Raw genomic sequence first — 18,171 nt, 5'->3', positions numbered from 1 at the left:
TTATCAATCTCTAGAATATCCTCCTATGTTACGATAGATTGAGATAACGTTTTCATAGGTGGAGATGTCATTGAAAGTTTCCCTGCGCACAAAAATTATGGTATTGATTTTATCGTTACTTGTTTTGGTTATCGGACTGTTATCCGGTGTTTTTGCCTATATGGAAAAAAGAGATGTCGAAGATCAAATGGGACAGCTCGCTCTCCAGGTCGCGAGTACCGTCTCTTTTATGCCTTCCATTAAAGAAGCGTTCGAAACAGAGAACCCATCTGAAGTCATTCAGCCAATCGCTTTGAGTGTGCAGGAGGAGTCGGGGGCAGAGTTTGTTGTGATCGGAAATAAGGAGAGCATCCGTTATGCCCATCCGGACGAATGGAAAATCGGCAGGCGTATGGTCGGTGGAGACAACGAACGGGCGCTGAAGAACGGCGAGTATTACATATCAAAAGCAGAAGGTACGCTTGGACCTTCGTTAAGGGGAAAAGCGCCGATCATCGGTGAAAATGGGGATATTATCGGCATCGTCTCGGTCGGTTTTCTGCTTGAGGACGTTCGTTCCATTGTGTGGAATAAGCTTGAGAACGTCTTTGGTGTGGCGGTCCTTGTATTAGTGGTCGGGGCTGTCGGAAGCCTTTTACTGGCGCGGAGTATAAGAAAAGATACGCTTGGCCTTGAGCCTTATGAAATCACTTCCTTTTACCAAACGCGTGAAGCGATTCTTTCTTCTATAAAAGAAGGGATCATATCCATTGATGCAGCGGGCCGGGTGACGATGATTAACCAATCGGCCATTGAATTGTTGAACTTGTCGGAGGGGGCCGAGGGCCGTTTGATTTCTGAGGTTTTTCCAAATACACAAATGCACAAGGTGCTTGAAACAGGCAAAGCAACCAGGGACGAAGAGATGATTTTGCTGGATAAAGTCGTTATCGTCAATCGAACGCCGATTATGCATGAAGGAGAGGTCGCTGGAGTCGTTTCCAGTTTTCGTGATAAGACAGAAGTCAGGAACATGGTTCAGACTTTGTCGGAAGTGAAAAGGCACTCGGAAAGTCTGCGCTCCCAGACGCATGAGCATGCCAACAAGATGTATGTACTGCTCGGGCTTTTGCAGTTAGGGAAACATGAAGAGGCGATGGGAATGATTGAAGAAGATTTCCATATGTCGCAAAAGCATCAAACTTTGATTTTTGACCGGATTCAGGATGAAACGGTTCAGGCAATCCTGACGGGGAAAATGAGTACGGCCTCCGAGCAGAAAGTAGACTTCATTATCCAGGAAGATTCGGAGTTACGGCGTGTCCCCCGGTATATCACAAGGACAGAGTTAATCACGATGTTAGGGAACATGATTGATAATGCTTTTGAAGCGGTGAGTGGTCAGAAGGAGAAGCGAGTCGAGTTTTTTGTGACGGATATGGGCCATGATATCGTTTTTGAAGTGTCAGATAACGGGTCGGGTATTCCTGAAGGTGTGTACACTTCTTTGTTTGTTCGAGGTTTCTCTACGAAAGAAGGAGAGCATAGGGGATATGGTCTTCATAATGTGAGGGAGATTGTGGAGCGGTTATCTGGAACTATGGAAGTGGATAACAGTGCTGATGGTGGTGCCGTGTTTTCGATCTTTTTACCAAAACATACAGGAGGTGGACCTGATGAAGGTGATGATCAGTGAAGATGATTTCAGGGTGGCTGAACTGCACGCGCAATTTTTGCGAGTGGTAGATGGTGTAGAAGTTGTCGGGAAGGCTTTGAATGCTGAAGAAACTTTAGAGATGCTTGAGGAACAGCATCCAGATCTGCTTTTGTTGGATGTGTATATGCCTGATCAGTTAGGCGTCGACCTCCTGCATGACATTCGTTCGATCGCTCCACATACGGATGTGATCATGATTACCGCCGCGAAGGAAAAAGAGATTGTGGAAAAGGCGCTGAAGTATGGTGTGTTCGACTATATCATTAAGCCGATCACGATGGAACGATTTCAAGAGACGATTGAAAACTATCAGGAGCGGAAAAAGCGGATGGCTCAAATTGAGACGTTCGATCAGGAAGCTGTCGATCAGTTGATCAAGTCTTCCAATGAAGCGGCCGCCACTACCATATCTGTTCCTAAAGGCATCGATCCGCTGACGCTTGAAAAGGTGGAAAGGATGCTGTCTGATGCGCGGGAAAATGGATTGACTGCTGAACAGGCAAGCGGGCAGATGGGAGCATCAAAAACAACTGCTCGGAGGTATCTTGAGTACTTGATCAGTATTGGGAAAGGCAAGGCTGAGATGAACTATGGAAAAGTCGGTAGGCCTCAGAGGAAATACTATAGAGGATAAGCTAAGGAGAAACTCGTCATTAGGACGAGTTTTTTTATTGGATTGAAAGGCATGGATAAAACTGTAAGACCTGGTCATACAAGAATTGGATGACCAGGTCTTACAGTTTCTTACATATTAACTCTCGTGAATTTTATTTGGTTAATTGATTTTATGCTTTTAATTTTGATTATTTTGAAAACGGTTACATTTAGACCTGTTTCTTATAAACTAACATCAAATAGCAAGAAGAGAGGGGATTCATTATATGAAGAAGCATTTATGGATGATGGGTAGTTTACTAATTGTTTTATTCTTAGCTGCTTGTGGCGGCGACTCTTCGGAAACGAGTGGAGACGGGGGCGATGGCGAATGGACGCCGGATAAAAATATCGAAATCGTCGCGCCTGCGGGTGCCGGCGGTGGCTGGGATACGACCGCTCGCTCTGTTGGGAAAATCCTTGAAGAAGAAGGCATCACCGAGCAGAACGTCGGTGTCGTCAACAAAGAAGGTGGCGGTGGAGCTGTCGGTTGGTCTTACATAAACAGTACGAACAACCCACACAACATTTTCGTTTCTTCGCCTCCACTGATCTTCGTTCCATTGAACGGACAGTCGGATTTATCACATGAAGATTTCACACCACTTTCTAACATGATTGCGGACTATGCCGCTTTTGCTGTCGCAGATGATGCCAAGTGGCAGGACTTGAACGAGCTGTTTGAAGATATGAAAAACGATCCTTCCAGCGTAACGGTCGTCGGAACGTCTTCTCCTGGTTCGATGGACCACATGCAATTTGTCACCATCGCTAAAGAAGCGGGTGTGGATATTCAAAAAATCAAGTACGTTTCTGCTCAAGATGGCGGAGGGATGACACAAATCCTGAACGGAAGCGCTGACGTATATTCTACAGGGATTGCTGAGACCGTCGAACAAGTAAAAGCCGGAAAAGTTCGTGTGCTAGGAATTACAGCAGAAGAACGCTTGGATGGTGAAGTGCTTGAAGACTTCCCGACAGCGAAAGAGCAGGGCATCGATGCCACGTTTGTTAACTGGAGAGGCTTCTTCGGACCTGGAGATATGACTGAAGGACAAGTCGCTTACTATGAAGAAAAACTGAAAGAAGTCAGTGATTCGGAAGCATTTGCGGAAATCCGTAACAACTACGGTTGGGACGAAATGTACATGAATAGTGAAGAATACAGCCAGTTTCTTGATGAACAAAGGGATCAACTTGGAAGCTTAATGGAAGAGCTTGGTTTGAATCAATAATAGATAGGAAGGGTCTGTACGCAGGCCCTTTTCTATTAGATCGAAGGTGATGTTTTTGCTGAAAACGTTGAACCAGAAAGTGAGTATCTTTTTAATTCTGTTCGCTGCTGGTTATCTTTATTTGAGTTATAACTTAAAGGAATACCCTTATGTGCCGGTCGATTCGGATTTCGTTCCAAAGATCCTGGGCTTCTTATTGATCATCCTTGCCATCTTTTTATTTTTTGATAAATCTTCAGAAACCAAAGAGGAAAAAGAAAAACGTCAGGTACCGAAAAAAGAAATGCTAGTATTGCTCGCGGTCGGTGGCATGATTTTTCTTTACATCTTCTTACTTGAAATCATCGGCTTTGTTTTGAGTTCCATGCTATTCATTTTTGCCTGTTCCTGGTTCCTGGGGTACAGAAAGCTCGTCACGACCATCCTCGTTGCGGTTCTATTTCCACTAATTATGTACCTTTCGTTCAACTACTTATTACAAATCCGATTACCACAAGGGTTACTACCATTTTAAGAGGAGGTGAGTCACCATGGGTGCAATGGAAGGATTAATGCAAGGAATTCAGGTCGCGTTCAGCTGGCAGGGGATTTTATTCGTTTTGATCGGTGTCGTTGCTGGTACGCTGATTGGAATGATGCCAGGGCTTGGTCCGATCAGTGCAATTGCGATCATGATTCCGATCACATATGGAATGGATCCCTCTGTCGCTTTAGTAATGATGGCGGGTGTCTATTATGGAGCAGTATTCGGCGGTTCGACGTCTTCCATTCTCTTGAACGCGCCAGGAATATCCGGAACGGTCGCCACATCCTTTGATGGCTATCCGATGGCCCAACGGGGAGAGGCAGGAAAAGCATTGGCGATTGCTGCGATATCCTCTTTCGTCGGTGGAACAGTTTCCGTCGTTCTTTTGATGTTATTCGCTCCTGCTTTGTCTGCGGTCGCTGTTTCATTCGGTCCGCCTCAATATTTTGCCCTCATGTTTTTAGGTCTGACGGCAATCGCAAGTTTATCTGATGGTTCTACAATCAAAGCTTTGATTACAGCGACAATCGGTTTTATGGTCGCGACCATAGGAATTGACGGCCAGACGGGAACGAGCCGTTTTACGTTTGGCAATCCCAACTTACTGGAAGGGATCGATTTTCTTGTTATCGCGCTCGGATTATTCGCGTTGGCTGAGATTTGTTTTCTTGTGAAAAACCGGAAGGATCAATCGTTGCAAAATCAGGGTGATATCGGAAGTTTGAAACTTAGTAAAGCAGATTTCAAAGAGATGCGCGGCCCGATGAGCAGGCAGTCGTTCCTCGGTTTCATTCTTGGTGTTTTGCCAGGTGCAGGTGCGACAATCGCTTCATTCATCGGTTATATTTCAGAAAAGAAAATCGCTAAAAACCCCAAAGAATTCGGAAAAGGATCGATCAAAGGGTTGTCTGCCCCGGAAACGGCTAATAACGCAGCGACCAGCGGTGCCTTCGTTCCTTTACTTAGCCTTGGTATACCAGGATCCGGAACGACAGCTGTGATGTTAGGCGCATTCCTCGTCCTCGGTATTCAGCCGGGACCACTCTTGATGGCAGATCGTCCGGAAGTTTTCTGGGGCATCATTGCGAGTATGTACATCGGTAACATCTTTCTATTGATTTTGAACTTACCACTCATTCCATATATCGCAAAAATATTGAAAATCGCACGTCCAATGCTAATCTCGCTAGTCGCGATTTTCAGCTTGATCGGTGTTTATGCCATCAGCTTCAGTACGTTTGATTTATATTTATTGCTGATCTTTGGTTTCGTCGGTTATTTAATGAGACTATTCAGCTTCCCGGCCGCTCCGTTCATCTTGGCTTTCATCCTTGGTGGCATGATGGAGCAGTCCTTAAGACAGTCTCTGACGGCTGCAGGTGGAGACATGATCATTCTCATCTCCGATCCAGTATCCATCGGACTTTACATCGTAAGTATCCTATCGTTCGTTGTACCGATCATTCGTAATCGAAAAAATGCACAAGCGGATCAGGCAGAAAAAGAGTCGAATGCTTCCTAAAAAGGAGAGCGTTCGGCTTTTTTCTTTTTATCGTATGGCTTAAGACAAGACGGTATCGCTCAAAGTTGAGAAAGAATCGCTCAAATGGAGCTGGAAATCGATCAAGGTAGGGGAAGAATCGCTCAAATGGAGGCATATATCACTCAAAGTAGAAGGAATCACTCAAATGGATCGAGATATCGCTCAAAGTGAAGAGAAAATCGCTCAAATAGAGAAGGATATCACCCAAAGTCGAGAACAAATCAAATCATCCAGGGCAAATAGACCTTAAAAATCAAATATAATATGAAAAATTTTTTCAATCTATTGCAAATAAGAGTGAAAACGCTCACACTAAGAGTATAGCCGACATACAAAGCGTCACGTTTCTCACATCGCTGAAATTAAGCCTGATGCGGACCGTACGCCTCCTGTTGCCTCTTTAAAAACAGCCGAATTTTCAGTAAAATAATTTTCATGGCAAGCTACACATTTTAGACACATTTCATAAATGTCATGGATGAGGTAAACAATAAAACAGTGTTCGTGGCGTAAGCCTGTTCACTTACATATTTGGTGCTCATGCTTTATACTAATAAAAGCTGAAAAGTACAGGAGGTAACACGAATCATGGACCAACACAACACGAAAAGTCATGGAATCGATACCGTAGAAATGATGGACGACATGACCTTTGTTTTATTCGGAGCAAGCGGTGATTTGGCGAAACGTAAAATCTATCCCGCTCTCTATAATTTATATATTGAGGGAAAAATGCCGAATTCCCTTTCCGTCGTAGGCCTTGGACGTAGACCTTACACGCAGGAAGACTTCCATAGCATCATTAAAGAGTCTCTGGAATCTTTCTCAAGAAGAGATGTAGACGAATCGAACTTGGACGAGTTCCTTGCTTCTTTCCGTTACTTCATTTTCGATGCGATGAAGGATGAATCTTATCAGGGATTGAAAGCCTTCATTGAAGAAAGAGAAAGTGAGCTTTCGATTCCAGAAAACCGTCTGTTCTATCTTTCGGTTGCACCGAAGTTGATTGAGCCGATCTCGGCATCTCTTCACGAAAATGGAATCACGGACACAAGTGGTTGGAAGCGTCTGATCGTTGAAAAGCCATTCGGAAGTGACTTGCACTCAGCAAGGCATTTGAACGCAGAGCTGACAAAAGTTTTCCAGGAAGAAGAGATTTTCCGTATTGACCACTATCTTGGAAAACCGATGGTGCAGAACCTTGAATCTTTGATTCGTCCGAACCCGATTCTGAAGGCGCTCTGGAGTCATGAACAGATTGCGAATGTCCAAATTACAGCAAGTGAGACCGTCGGTGTTGGTACAAGAGCGGGTTACTATGATAAAGCTGGAGCGATTCGTGATATGGTACAGAACCATTTGCTGCAGTTAGTGATGATGACCGCGCTTCACCACCCGGAAAAACTGACGCCGAAAGAAATTGAAGAAAAGAAAAAAGCAATTATGGAATCCCTGCGCCCTGTAGAGGAAGATGAAATCTCCAAGCACGTGGTGCGTGGACAATATGAAGCAGGGGAAATGAACGCAGAGCCGATCCCTGGTTATTTAGAAGAAGACGGTGTAGCGGAGAACTCCAACAATGATACGTACTTTGCTGCTCGTTTGTATATCGACAACAACTATTGGAAAGGCATTCCTTTTTACATCCGTACAGGGAAGCGTCTCGAGAAAAAATCGACACGCATCATTATCGAGTTCAAGAACGAAATCGACGCTGATGAAGATGCGGCAGGTGCTGTGTCCAACTTGTTGATGATTGAAATCAATCCGAACGAAAGTGTCGGCTTGCGCATCAACTTGAAGGACGATTCTAACGAGAAGTTCGAACCCGCATATATCAACTTTTCTAAAAATTTGGATGCCCAGCCGGAAGCCTATGAAAACTTGTTGAATGATGCCATGCAGGGTCATTCCACGTATTTCGCTCATTGGAGTGAAGTGGAGCTATCCTGGAAGTGGGTCCAGCCAATCTTGGAAGCATTCGAAAACGATGCTCTCCCTCTTCACGGCTACCAAGCTGGATCTGAAGGGCCGGAAGCAGCTGAGAAGCTCTTGAACGAAGATGGCTATACATGGTGGTAAGAACTTTTTATAGATAGAATGGAAAGGATTTGATCGGAACATGGATAAGCAGAATATCGGAGTCATCGGTTTAGGAGTCATGGGGGCGAATCTTGCCCTGAACATTCAGGATAGCGGCTACACCGTGTCTGTCTATGATTACTGGACAGACCGTGTAGACGAACTGGTTGGAAATGATGAGAATACAGGAAATATTTCTGGGGCTTACAGTGCCGAAGAATTCGTCGCTTCCCTTGAAAAACCACGCAAAATTCTGATGATGGTCAAAGCAGGAGACACAACAGATAAAGTCATCGAAAGCCTTGTCCCTCACTTGGAAGAAGGCGACATGCTGATCGACGGTGGTAACACGTACTATGAAGATACAGAACGCCGTGCAGCTTACTTAGAAGAAAAAGGTGTTCACTTCATCGGTACAGGATTCTCCGGTGGTGAAGAAGGTGCCCGTAAAGGACCTTCCATCATGCCAGGCGGACCTAGTGAAGCTTATGCAGAAGTGAAGCCGATCTTTGATGCGATCGCAGCGGACGTTGAAGGTACACCATGTGCCGCCTACATGGGCCGCGGCGGTGCCGGTCACTACGTGAAAATGGTTCACAACGGCATCGAGTACGGCGACATGCAGTTGATCTGTGAAGCGTACTTCATCATGAAAAACGTCCTCGGACTGTCTGCACAAGAACTTCACGAAGTCTTCAAAGAGTGGAACGAAGGCGAGCTCGACAGCTACCTGATCGAGATCACTGCAGACATTTTCACAAAAGTGGACGAAGAAACAGGCAAGCCACTTGTGGAAGTGATCCTTGACACAGCTGGTCAAAAAGGAACTGGTAAGTGGACAAGTAAAAGCGCCCTTGATCTTGGAGTGCCTCTTCCAATCATCACAGAGTCCGTGTTCTCACGTTTCATCTCTGCGATGAAAGAAGAGCGCCAGAAAGCAAGCCAATACCTGACTGGTCCAGAAGTCACTTTTGACGGCAACAAAGAAGAAGTCATCGAGTCTCTTCGCAAAGCATTGTACATGAGTAAGATCTGCTCCTACGCCCAAGGTTTCGCACAAATGCGTGCACAATCGGAAGAAAAAGGCTGGGACCTACAGTACGGCGACATCGCGATGAACTTCCGCGGCGGCTGCATCATCCGTGCCCAGTTCCTGCAGAAAATCAAAGACGCGTACGACAAAGACGAGAACCTGACAAACCTGCTTCTCGATCCTTATTTCCAGGATATCGCAACGTCTTATCAAAAAGAGCTTCGTGAAACACTCGCTCTTGCCATTCAAAACGGTGTACCGGTACCTGCGTTCTCAAGTGCCCTTGCGTACTATGACAGCTACCGTACAGCCAAGCTTCCAGCGAACTTGCTGCAAGCACAGCGTGACTACTTTGGTGCGCATACGTATCAGCGTGTGGATAAAGAAGGTACGTTCCATACGGATTGGATTAACGGATAATTAATTGCGAAAAGCACAAGCCTGGACTTTCTGGCTTGTGCTTTTTTTATATTATACGCTTGTGCGCAGTTGAATATTGCATGTAATAAACTCTATTCATGCTAGTGCGTTTTGATTGAAATCCATGTTCTCTGTATTGCTCATTTCGTACATGCTGTCCCTTCAAAAGGACTATATTTTACAAAATGTGGTATACAGTCTTTAAGACCGAAAGGGGATGGAGAAATGAAAATCAAGCAACCAGCAGGATTTTGGGTGCGGTTAGGTGCCAGAGCGTTGGATGGAATCATCTTGGGCGTTGTATTCAGCCTACTCACTTACTTGATTTACGGAGAATTTTTTAGAGATTACACTCCGTTAGACACTTTGAATATGCTGTATTTCGTACTTATTCCCGTCATCTGGTACGGCTATACGATTGGTAAGAAAGCCACTGGAGTCCGTATTTTACGAAAGAATGGAGCAAAAGTAGGCGTTGGAAGAATGATATTGAGAGAGTTCGTAGGTTCGCTGGTTTACGCTTTGACACTTGGTATTGGAATTATAGTAAGTGCATTTATGGTAGGGTTACGTGATGATAAGAGAGCGATTCATGACTTTATTGCCGGGACCTATGTCACTCATCAGAGTCCTGAAAAAAACTCAAAACAGGTGATGGAAGGAAAGCATGCATAATCAAATGGGAATATCGCTGACCTAAATCATAGGCTTTATTCTGTAATATCCGTGCCCAGTTTCTGCAGAAGTCAAAGATGCGTACAATAAGACAAGAATCTGAAGAACCTGCCGCAAGCACAACGTGACTACTTCCGTGCTCACACGTATCAGCGTGTCGATAAGAAGGTGTGTTCCATAAGATTGGATTAATGGTTAATCAATACGTCCCAGAGCGTAAGCCTGTAAATTATGGGCTTACGCTTTTTCTATTCCAGTAATTGTGCATCGTATCCTTTTATCTTCACTTGTTATATGCATTTCTTATATGAATCATTACTTTTCTTAGATGACTACTTTTCCCATTTTGTGGTATATAGTTCATAAGAGTGAAAGGTAATTTAAACATGGATAAGCGACAGCGAACGGACTACTGTATTATTATTTCGTGCTTCTCCTTGTTATTTGGTAGGACTTCTATTTGGATAGGACTTATGACGGCATTTTCCTGATTGATTAATATTATCTGGATAATTACATTGTAGAGTTCGTTATATAGAAAATAAACAGTGACCAGATAATATAATATTTAAGAAAACCTGCAGTAAAAAAAGTTAAGAAATGAAGTATTTTCTTGTTTGTTATTAATTCTTAAGAATCGTAAAGGGTAGATGATTGGAAGGTAACTGCTAAAATTGCTTAACTGTCGTTCGTAATCTAGTCATTCGAGGATTACACTCAATTTTAAACATGTCTCCTTATAATCAGAACCTTTTGGATATAGGTTCGAAATAAAGCATAGGGGTGGATGAAATGATCGATTTGAACAGTCATATTTTACCTGGACTTGATGATGGACCTGAGATGATGGAAGAAAGTATTGAAATGGCGAAAACGGCCGTCGAACAGGGTATTGATACGATGGTTGCAACCCCTTACCACTTTCATAGAAAGTACAACAATCCAAAATCGCTCATCCTACAGAAAACAGCGCAGTTAAATGATGAATTATTTCAACAAGGAATTGATCTGACGGTTCTACCTGGACAAGAAATAAAGGTCAATAGAGACATGGACACTTTAAAAGATGAACTCCTCCCCATCAATCAAAATAGCGGCTATGTGTTCCTTGAATTACCGAACCACGATCTTCCACACTATACAAGCCAAGTGATGTATGACATTCAAATGTTGGGTTATAAACCTGTACTCGTCCATCCTGAGCGTAATGAAACTCTTCGTGAGCATCCGAATGAGCTCTATAACTTTGTTAGGAATGGAGCTATTACTCTAGTGACTGCTGCCAGTATCGCTGGCAAGTTAGGAAGGGAAGTCCAAAAATTTTCCTACCAAATGATTGAGTTTAATTTAGCCCACCTTGTAGCCTCCGATGCCCGTGATAGGAAAAAGCGTGGTTTTTTCATGAAAGAAGCTTACAATAAAATTGAGAGAAAATTCGGTGCGGATCTTATGTATCAATTCATGGAAAATGCCCACGTTGTTCTGGAAGGAGAAATGGTATATGCAGAGCCTCCTGAACGGATTAGAACAAAAAAACGTCTAGGGATTTTCTAAATCACATGGAGTTTGTATTTTAAATTTTAAAATAAGTGGTGCGATAAAAAAATAGGTCTTAATAGATTAAAAATCCTTTTATTAGCAGAGATTTGCATGGATAGCTAAGGTAATGTATAAAAAAGTCATTGAAGAATTAATCTTCAATGACTTTTTTGAGTTCATGCTCTTATTTGAAAATCAAAACTTTACCAACTGTACCATCTTCACTTTGACCAGTGACTCTGAACTTCAGTCCATACTCCGGAACGTTACGTCCGGCATCTACAAGACCTTGGTTTGAGTAGTCTGCACTGTCATCGAAAAGAGGTGTGCGCTTGGTGTAATTATCTTTCATGGTTACACCAAGAAGATCCGTGTAGTCTAAATACATCTTTTCAGATTTATCCAAGCTGAAAGCAGCATCATGGACTTGGAAACGAGTGGATCCAACACTGCCATCACTCCATTTGTTTACATGCTGGTCTGCATCGACCACCCCTACAAAACCGTCTCCTGGGTGGATACCTGTCCAGTTTTCGGAGTACTGCTTATCCACATACCAGACGACAAGTCCATCATCGAATGTCATGAGGCTGTCTCCGCGGCGGATGTTTGCTAAACCTTCATCGACTCCATTGTGACTTCTCCATTCGAGTAGATAGTAGTGGTCGGAACGTTTAATACCGTCATTCTTTGAGAAGCCATCGAGATTGAATTTCGCATCACCTTCTGCATCATCAAAGAGAACTTCTTCTCCGTCTACTACAACTGAAAGATCGTCAGCATAGAGGCCTGGATTCGATACAGCCGTATCTGTCACGTACTCAATGGACACTTCAACTTCCTGACCTGCATAAGCAGAAAGATCGAAGGAAGCATTAATCCAACCATCAGAGCTTCCAGTTATTCCATTACCGAGATTAGAACCATAAGGGTCTGTGTTCGTAGTGATATCACTTGCCACTGGCTCACCATTTACAGTAACGTAAGCATAATCCCAATCTGTTTCAATGTCATACCAAGCCTTGAAGTTAAATTTAGCACTTTCTGCACCCGTTAAATCTACTGTTGTTGTTAGATAGTTATGCAGATCATCAGCACTTCCAGAGAAATACTCATATTCCCCGCTGACCGGTTCGTTGATGACTGTTTCTTTTTGTGGCAAGTTGACTTTGACGACATCATCGTTTGTGCCTTTCGTGTTGGCTTCGTCTAACAGAAATTCCATGCCTTCCTGATTGATATCCTCTACATTAATTTCTGAACCAGATAACCAGTTTCCTTCTTCACCTTTACTATCTACGACAGCAGAAGATTGAAGCATTTCTTTCATATATGGGCTGAAACCAGTTGGCATTGTACCAGGAATATCGCCCGCCCAGCTTCCACTCGACATGATAGACCAGTAGCTGACCGGTTCTCCTGCTCCTGTGTACTGAGTATCATACTCATCTGGAAGACCTAAGTCATGTCCGAATTCGTGGGCCATGACTCCAACAGCACCATCTTCAGGTTCGATTGTGTAATCGTAGGCTGCCATTTCACCGCCCCAGTATGGAACAGTTGCTTCAGTACCTTCAAGGGCGAAAACTCCCCCAAGATTCCAACGGTGAGACCAAATCGCATCAGGACCTAGGGAACCTCCGCCAGCTTCTTCACCAACGCCAGAGTGGATGACCATCAAGTGGTCGACTAATCCATCAGCCTCAAGGTAGTTTCCGTCACCGTCCAGGTCATAGCGGTCCCACTTGTCATAGTCAGCAAGGTTTACATCTGGATCAGCAGCCGCAGCTTCAAGAGCTTCTTTGACTAGACCCCGAGCATTCACATCACTGTCATCCTCTGTAGGGTAGTTCCCGCCATAGGCAGCTGCAGGTTGACTAGCTGTGTACCAGCCAGCAACTTCACCTTCGACAGAATAACTTCCACCAGATTGTTGTTCATAATATTCTTTCATAGATACATAGTTTTCACCGTCCGGACCTGTCCAGCCACCTGTACCGAAGAGCATGTCCTGATAATGCTCACGAGAGTAGGCGTTTTCTCCATCATAATACATATCAGTTTCTTCAGGAGATAGAGAATTGTGAGGTTTGTCTGGATAATCGACTAATAGGACGAGTACTTTATCTGTACGCATTTCTCCGTTATAATCTTCTTTTTTTACACTTTCAGGCGTTTCAGCTTGTCCAAGTTTGTTTCCTTTTCCTTTTTTCAAGCTGTTATTTTCCATGGCTTCATTTAACTTCTTCTTCGTTTCAGCTTCTTCATCATCGAACTGTCCTTTGGCTTTTTCAGCAGAAGCTTGTTTAGACTTGAGGAATTTCTTCAAACCTTCCTCAGCTTCAGCAGCTGTGGCATCTTTGGCAATCTTACCGTTCTCTTTCAACATCTCGATCAAGCGCTCATCATTAGCAATGGCTGCATCAAATGGCATACCGCTAGAAGAGTGTGAATGAGATTTATGTACGTTCTCATGCCCGACTGATGGCAATTCGAATGCACTGGCGCTCATTGGCCCCATGGTGAGAGCTAGAGCTAAAGCAGATGTTACAATCTTTGACGTCTTTTTCAATAATATGACCCCTTTCTTTCTTAACCTTTTTTATCCTACATTTTCTAATTTATCAAAGTAGAAGGAATAATCAATTCATTCTACAAAATATTCAGAAAAATAAGTAAAATAGACTATGCTTAGTATAGTTTTTACCTTTTTTCGACACCATATGATTACAAAAAAGCGTAAATTAATTATTATTTTCAGTAAAAAATGGAAAGTTAATAAACTTTATGCTCGAAATTTGGTTAGTCAGGTTTGCATCAAAACAATGACCAATAAAGATTGTAGTGAATATTCCGGAGACGTAAAAGTTAAATCTATTAAGGGGTAATAATAAGTAGAGTGTAGAAGTTTCAAGGGAGTAGGGGTTTATAAACTTAAGTAATTAAAAAGATGTAAAAAGATATATTCAAGCAAACGAAAGGACCATAGGCTATTATCCACTAGCCTATGGTCCTTTCAAAGATAAGTTAAAGATCTTACTAAGACTTTATAATTAAAATGTGCAACATACTTGCGGATATGGCGGAGTTTTATATGATAATATTGTTCTCATCATTCACCCGATAGTGCGCATCGGGATGGTGAAGAGATGTAGTATAACTTGCTCCATTAAAGAGAATGTTTCGAGCAAAATAAGACTCTGCTTGTGCGGCTAAGAAGTGTCTTCGGTTTCCGCGTCCGTAAAAAGTATTGTTGTAAATTCTGAAATTGTTGGTTCGGCTATAGACTTGTAGGTGTGATTGGTCGATGATGTTGTCATGGATAGCTAAACTGTTGCCGGCACTAATGATTAAGCCGTTTCTCGACGCAACGGTATTGTTCCGAAAAACATCTCCTTGCATCGTCTCCCATCCATCTTCCCAGTCTACATCACAAGCGGGTGTCCTGCCATTGGAGTTTTCACGAAATGAGCATCCATCTACAAGCCATCCTTCGCCGCCGGTTAAAGCTAAACCCGTACTGAAATTATTTTCGAATTTACAATTTAGGAACTTACAATACCGGGGCATACCAACAGTTCTAATGAAAGCACATGCGTTGAAGTCTGTATCCATCGTACTTGGTTTGTTTTCTTGGTATATAACTACACGAGCGAAGGACGCGTTCGATGGCTTAGCATAATTGAAAAATTGTAGGTTATAGGTATGTTGTTTGATGAAATTTTTATTAATATCATAAAAATAAATGGAATATAACCTTGAACGGAGATGAGGGTAGGAATAGTACCCTTGGTTATATCCGAGCATGTAATAATCACCAAGTCCTCTTACATCCAGATAATCCTGATACCTCCATACCCCACTTGTTGAGTCATTATTGTTAAGGCCGTCTTCTCCAATGGATCCATCTTCCCAGTTCAATCCGACGCTAATGGAGCGGGTTTCTTTCTTCACTAAGTTGGTGCCGGTGATGACATTGAAACCGGGGGACTCATTAAAAGTGCAGTTTTTCCAAGTACATTTATATGACTCTTTAATTTCAAAGGTTAAACAACCTTCACTTGATTGTTGAAGCGTTGTGCTTTTCGCTTCTCCAAAAAAGTGTCCATTTTCAAACGTGCAATGTTCGACATCCCCATCATAATAAAACATCGTATAACCAGAAGCAGTCTTTGTGCTTGGTTCAACGTATATCATAGAGTCGCTCCAATCTACGATCATATGCGATGGGGGAAGAATGGTACGAGCATCAGGGGTAATACTGTAATTCCCTTTAGGAAAAACGATTTTTTTAAACTCTTGGTTTATGGCGTAATCAAAGACCGCTTGGATGCCATTTGTCGTTTGTACTGGATTACTCCTATCTGCATATATTTGGAATTGATGGATGTCAATCATGTACGTGTCTTCTTCACTTATGGTTTCTTCAGGTCCGTCCTTTACGGTGACTTCAAAACTTGCTGAATATGTCTTTGAAGAATCGTATGCTGTAATCGTAGCTGTACCTGCCCCTCTTCCAGTCAGTACTCCATATGGTACTGAGGCAATAGAGGCATCTGAGGTTTCCCAAATGATGTAGTTACTATCATAAACATCAAAGGGTAGGGTCGTTGCCATTAATGGAAATTCCTCCCCAACGTCAAGGGAATCAGTCTGACGGTTCAATGATATTCCATTGATACTGCGATTAGGTGCGGGAGGTTCAGCTGTATTTCCACCCACTTTGACATTGATATATTCGTAATAAGTTTCCCCTTCATATTCAAGTTTAACTGTGACTTGAGTTTCTCCTGTTGAGATTCCTGTTAGTGTACCTGATTCACTAACTTTCACGAATCCTTCGTTCCCGCTTTCATAAGATAAGGTAACGTGTTCTTTATAATAGGCTGGATACGTCTGTACAGCCAAAGTTTGACTTTCCCCAACTTGCAGGACAACATCAGTCGGGAGGACTTGGAAGCTTCTGAACGGCTCGGCGTCTTTAATCGCTTGATTCTTCCTTAACATTTCTTCTTCAGTAAACGCACGATCATACATTTCAAAACTTGAAAGGATTGTCATAGGAGTGTTTGCATTTAAATGGTTTCTTCTTAACAATAAATCTTCATTTTTAAGAGTGTTGACCCATTCAACAAAATCATTAGCTTTATAGATTTCAGATACATACCCATTTAGGTACATCTGCCCTTCACCATTTTCTTTTAATGTAACGATAAATACATTCTCTTCACCATTAAGAATGACATCCCTATAGCCATCCGTGAAGTTGCTATTCAGCTTGTTACCTGTATCATCCGCCATAGACAATGACTTTTCTGTACCTGTTCCATCGATATACTTAAAATAAGCGTAAATAATACCGTTCAGAAAGAACGAAACAACTTTTCCGGAGTTTGTTTTATAAAAGGCCCCGATAGGATTGTGAAGACTTACAACGAGAGTAAGGCCTCCATTATTTATATCAAACGGTAAGGAAGAGTCTGAAGTTGGGATGGTGACAAAACTATTTGAAGTAAGCATCACTCCTAAGTCATTAACAAATCCACTCTGGTCATCATGTGCTACGTTATTCAATGTTGCTGGTAACTGCATATATTCATCAAGAATGATATTTTCTACAGATCCATTGCGATTTCTAAAATTATAATACAATAGCGACGACTCGATAATAATGTTTGCTGATGCTGTAAAACCACCGTCTACAGTTGTTGCGGTAATCGTAACTTGCCCATCCACTATTGCTTTAACTTCCCCATCACTTGTGACAGTTGCAATGGTTGTATTACTTGAATTCCATTCTACCGTTTTGTTATCTGCATTCTCAGGGAGGACAAATGCTTCAAGTTTAATCACATTTCCCACTTGTAGGTAAAAATCCGTAGTCTTAAAACTTATTCCTATTACCGGAACTTGTGGAGGATTACCGATCGCATCCATGATTCTTTGGTCCACTTCTTCTTTTGTATAGTACTCAGAATGGGTATGATTTTTGTCGGATTTTTGATTTAGAACTTCTGGAAGGTTAATTATATCTTCAATTTCGTGCTGATGTAGTGGTTCACCAAACGGATTGAAATTTTCCTGGATGGAGTCGCGGGATTCATCAGTAACAGGATAGTTGTATTGATAAGTGTAAGTTTCAGAAGCTTCACCGTTCACATACTTTGTAATAATATTTTGGAAATTGAAATACTGTTCAGGTTTTGATGTGTATCTGACTTTTACTTCTTGTTGATTCTTGATTGGGTTAAATGTTATCAATCCTGTCTCATAATTCACGAAAAATTCTTTTTCTCCTGGTTCCTTAAAGACTTCAGTAAGCCTTTCACCATTTATTACCTCAAAGACTATAAGTGGGGAGTCACTTAAGGGTGATTCGCTAAGTTGGACAATGTTATTACTAACGGTAAACGTCTCTTCAAAATTAATCGTCAAAATAATCCTCCTTATTTCATGGTGGTTAGAGGGAGGGGGTTTCTTCTATAGGGTAGGAAGATGGAATTAGATTACCTGATGCTCCTTTTTATATATACGGTGGTGAAGAATGAATATTCACATATACCAGAGAGAGGTTAGAGGATTTAACGCGAAGAATTTTTTGGATATTATTTCCACGGGATTATTAAGGGAGGGAAGGAGCTTTCTCAAATAGACTCCCTATGTTTGTTCTCGTTTCTTGTTCAAAAGAAATCGTTCTTTAATAAAGTTATTCTCGATGCCTATGTGTGGTAGGTTTTATAACATTTATGGAATTTTATATATTTCTTT

At 42.3% G+C, this 18,171-nt stretch carries 12 protein-coding genes; 10 read left to right on the top strand and 2 right to left on the bottom strand.

Annotated elements, in window-relative coordinates; translation table 11 throughout:
• Positions 1-64: 64 nt before the first annotated feature.
• The 10 genes from ACJA3J_RS18105 to ACJA3J_RS18060 all read left to right on the top strand — a co-directional run bounded on the left by ACJA3J_RS18105 (position 65) and on the right by ACJA3J_RS18060 (position 11,418).
• Positions 65-1,675 carry an ATP-binding protein gene (locus ACJA3J_RS18105; protein WP_406944851.1) on the top strand — a complete coding sequence of 537 codons (1,611 nt, stop codon included), beginning with the start codon at positions 65-67 and terminating at the stop codon, positions 1,673-1,675.
• Entirely contained in the window at positions 1,656-2,330 is a 675-nt protein-coding gene (locus ACJA3J_RS18100) for a response regulator (RefSeq protein WP_181898568.1), read from the top strand. The genes ACJA3J_RS18105 and ACJA3J_RS18100 overlap by 20 nt, the downstream gene beginning before the upstream one ends.
• Before the next feature lie 247 nt (positions 2,331-2,577).
• Positions 2,578-3,585: a tripartite tricarboxylate transporter substrate-binding protein gene (locus ACJA3J_RS18095; RefSeq protein ID WP_115893697.1), complete on the top strand. Its 1,008-nt coding sequence runs from the start codon at positions 2,578-2,580 to the stop codon at positions 3,583-3,585.
• A 55-nt stretch (positions 3,586-3,640) separates the two neighbouring features.
• Entirely contained in the window at positions 3,641-4,099 is a 459-nt protein-coding gene (locus tag ACJA3J_RS18090) for a tripartite tricarboxylate transporter TctB family protein (protein WP_406944850.1), read from the top strand.
• A gap of 16 nt (positions 4,100-4,115) precedes the next feature.
• Positions 4,116-5,633, top strand: a complete 1,518-nt coding sequence (locus ACJA3J_RS18085; RefSeq protein WP_406944849.1) for a tripartite tricarboxylate transporter permease — start codon at positions 4,116-4,118, stop codon at positions 5,631-5,633.
• 657 nt (positions 5,634-6,290) lie between these two features.
• A complete protein-coding gene (zwf, locus tag ACJA3J_RS18080) occupies positions 6,291-7,736 on the top strand; it encodes a glucose-6-phosphate dehydrogenase (protein WP_406946322.1) in 1,446 nt (481 codons plus the stop codon).
• A 40-nt stretch (positions 7,737-7,776) separates the two neighbouring features.
• Entirely contained in the window at positions 7,777-9,189 is a 1,413-nt protein-coding gene (gndA, locus tag ACJA3J_RS18075) for an NADP-dependent phosphogluconate dehydrogenase (RefSeq protein WP_406944848.1), read from the top strand.
• A gap of 225 nt (positions 9,190-9,414) precedes the next feature.
• On the top strand, positions 9,415-9,864 hold the full coding sequence (locus tag ACJA3J_RS18070) for an RDD family protein (protein ID WP_406944847.1): 450 nt from the start codon (positions 9,415-9,417) through the stop codon (positions 9,862-9,864).
• Between the two features lie 99 nt (positions 9,865-9,963).
• Positions 9,964-10,056, top strand: a complete 93-nt coding sequence (locus tag ACJA3J_RS18065) for a hypothetical protein (RefSeq protein WP_406946321.1) — start codon at positions 9,964-9,966, stop codon at positions 10,054-10,056.
• A 600-nt stretch (positions 10,057-10,656) separates the two neighbouring features.
• Positions 10,657-11,418 carry a tyrosine-protein phosphatase gene (locus ACJA3J_RS18060; protein ID WP_406944846.1) on the top strand — a complete coding sequence of 254 codons (762 nt, stop codon included), beginning with the start codon at positions 10,657-10,659 and terminating at the stop codon, positions 11,416-11,418.
• Between the two features lie 169 nt (positions 11,419-11,587).
• Here the strand turns inward: ACJA3J_RS18060 and ACJA3J_RS18055 are convergent, their stop codons facing one another.
• Positions 11,588-13,924, bottom strand: coding sequence for an immune inhibitor A domain-containing protein (locus ACJA3J_RS18055; RefSeq protein ID WP_406946320.1), 2,337 nt, complete (start codon positions 13,922-13,924; stop codon positions 11,588-11,590).
• A 569-nt stretch (positions 13,925-14,493) separates the two neighbouring features.
• Positions 14,494-17,838, bottom strand: a complete 3,345-nt coding sequence (locus tag ACJA3J_RS18050) for an Ig-like domain-containing protein (RefSeq protein WP_406944845.1) — start codon at positions 17,836-17,838, stop codon at positions 14,494-14,496.
• Positions 17,839-18,171 lie beyond the last annotated feature (333 nt).

Origin of the sequence: Halobacillus sp. SY10, from assembly GCF_045401165.1 — a bacterium.
Lineage (GTDB): Bacteria > Bacillota > Bacilli > Bacillales > Halobacillaceae > Halobacillus > Halobacillus aidingensis.
Note: the sequence above shows the minus strand (reverse complement) of the source record. Positions and strands in the feature narration are given on the sequence as shown.

Bases quoted from the DNA above. Each gene is read 5' to 3' on its own strand.
- ACJA3J_RS18105 (WP_406944851.1), top strand. From the start codon at position 65: ATGTCATTGAAAGTTTCCCTGCGCACAAAAATTATGGTATTGATTTTA.
- ACJA3J_RS18100 (WP_181898568.1), top strand. From the start codon at position 1,656: ATGAAGGTGATGATCAGTGAAGATGATTTCAGGGTGGCTGAACTGCAC.
- ACJA3J_RS18095 (WP_115893697.1), top strand. From the start codon at position 2,578: ATGAAGAAGCATTTATGGATGATGGGTAGTTTACTAATTGTTTTATTC.
- ACJA3J_RS18070 (WP_406944847.1), top strand. From the start codon at position 9,415: ATGAAAATCAAGCAACCAGCAGGATTTTGGGTGCGGTTAGGTGCCAGA.
- gndA (WP_406944848.1), top strand. From the start codon at position 7,777: ATGGATAAGCAGAATATCGGAGTCATCGGTTTAGGAGTCATGGGGGCG.
- ACJA3J_RS18085 (WP_406944849.1), top strand. From the start codon at position 4,116: ATGGGTGCAATGGAAGGATTAATGCAAGGAATTCAGGTCGCGTTCAGC.
- ACJA3J_RS18055 (WP_406946320.1), bottom strand. From the start codon at position 13,924: ATGGGGCCAATGAGCGCCAGTGCATTCGAATTGCCATCAGTCGGGCAT.
- zwf (WP_406946322.1), top strand. From the start codon at position 6,291: ATGGACGACATGACCTTTGTTTTATTCGGAGCAAGCGGTGATTTGGCG.
- ACJA3J_RS18060 (WP_406944846.1), top strand. From the start codon at position 10,657: ATGATCGATTTGAACAGTCATATTTTACCTGGACTTGATGATGGACCT.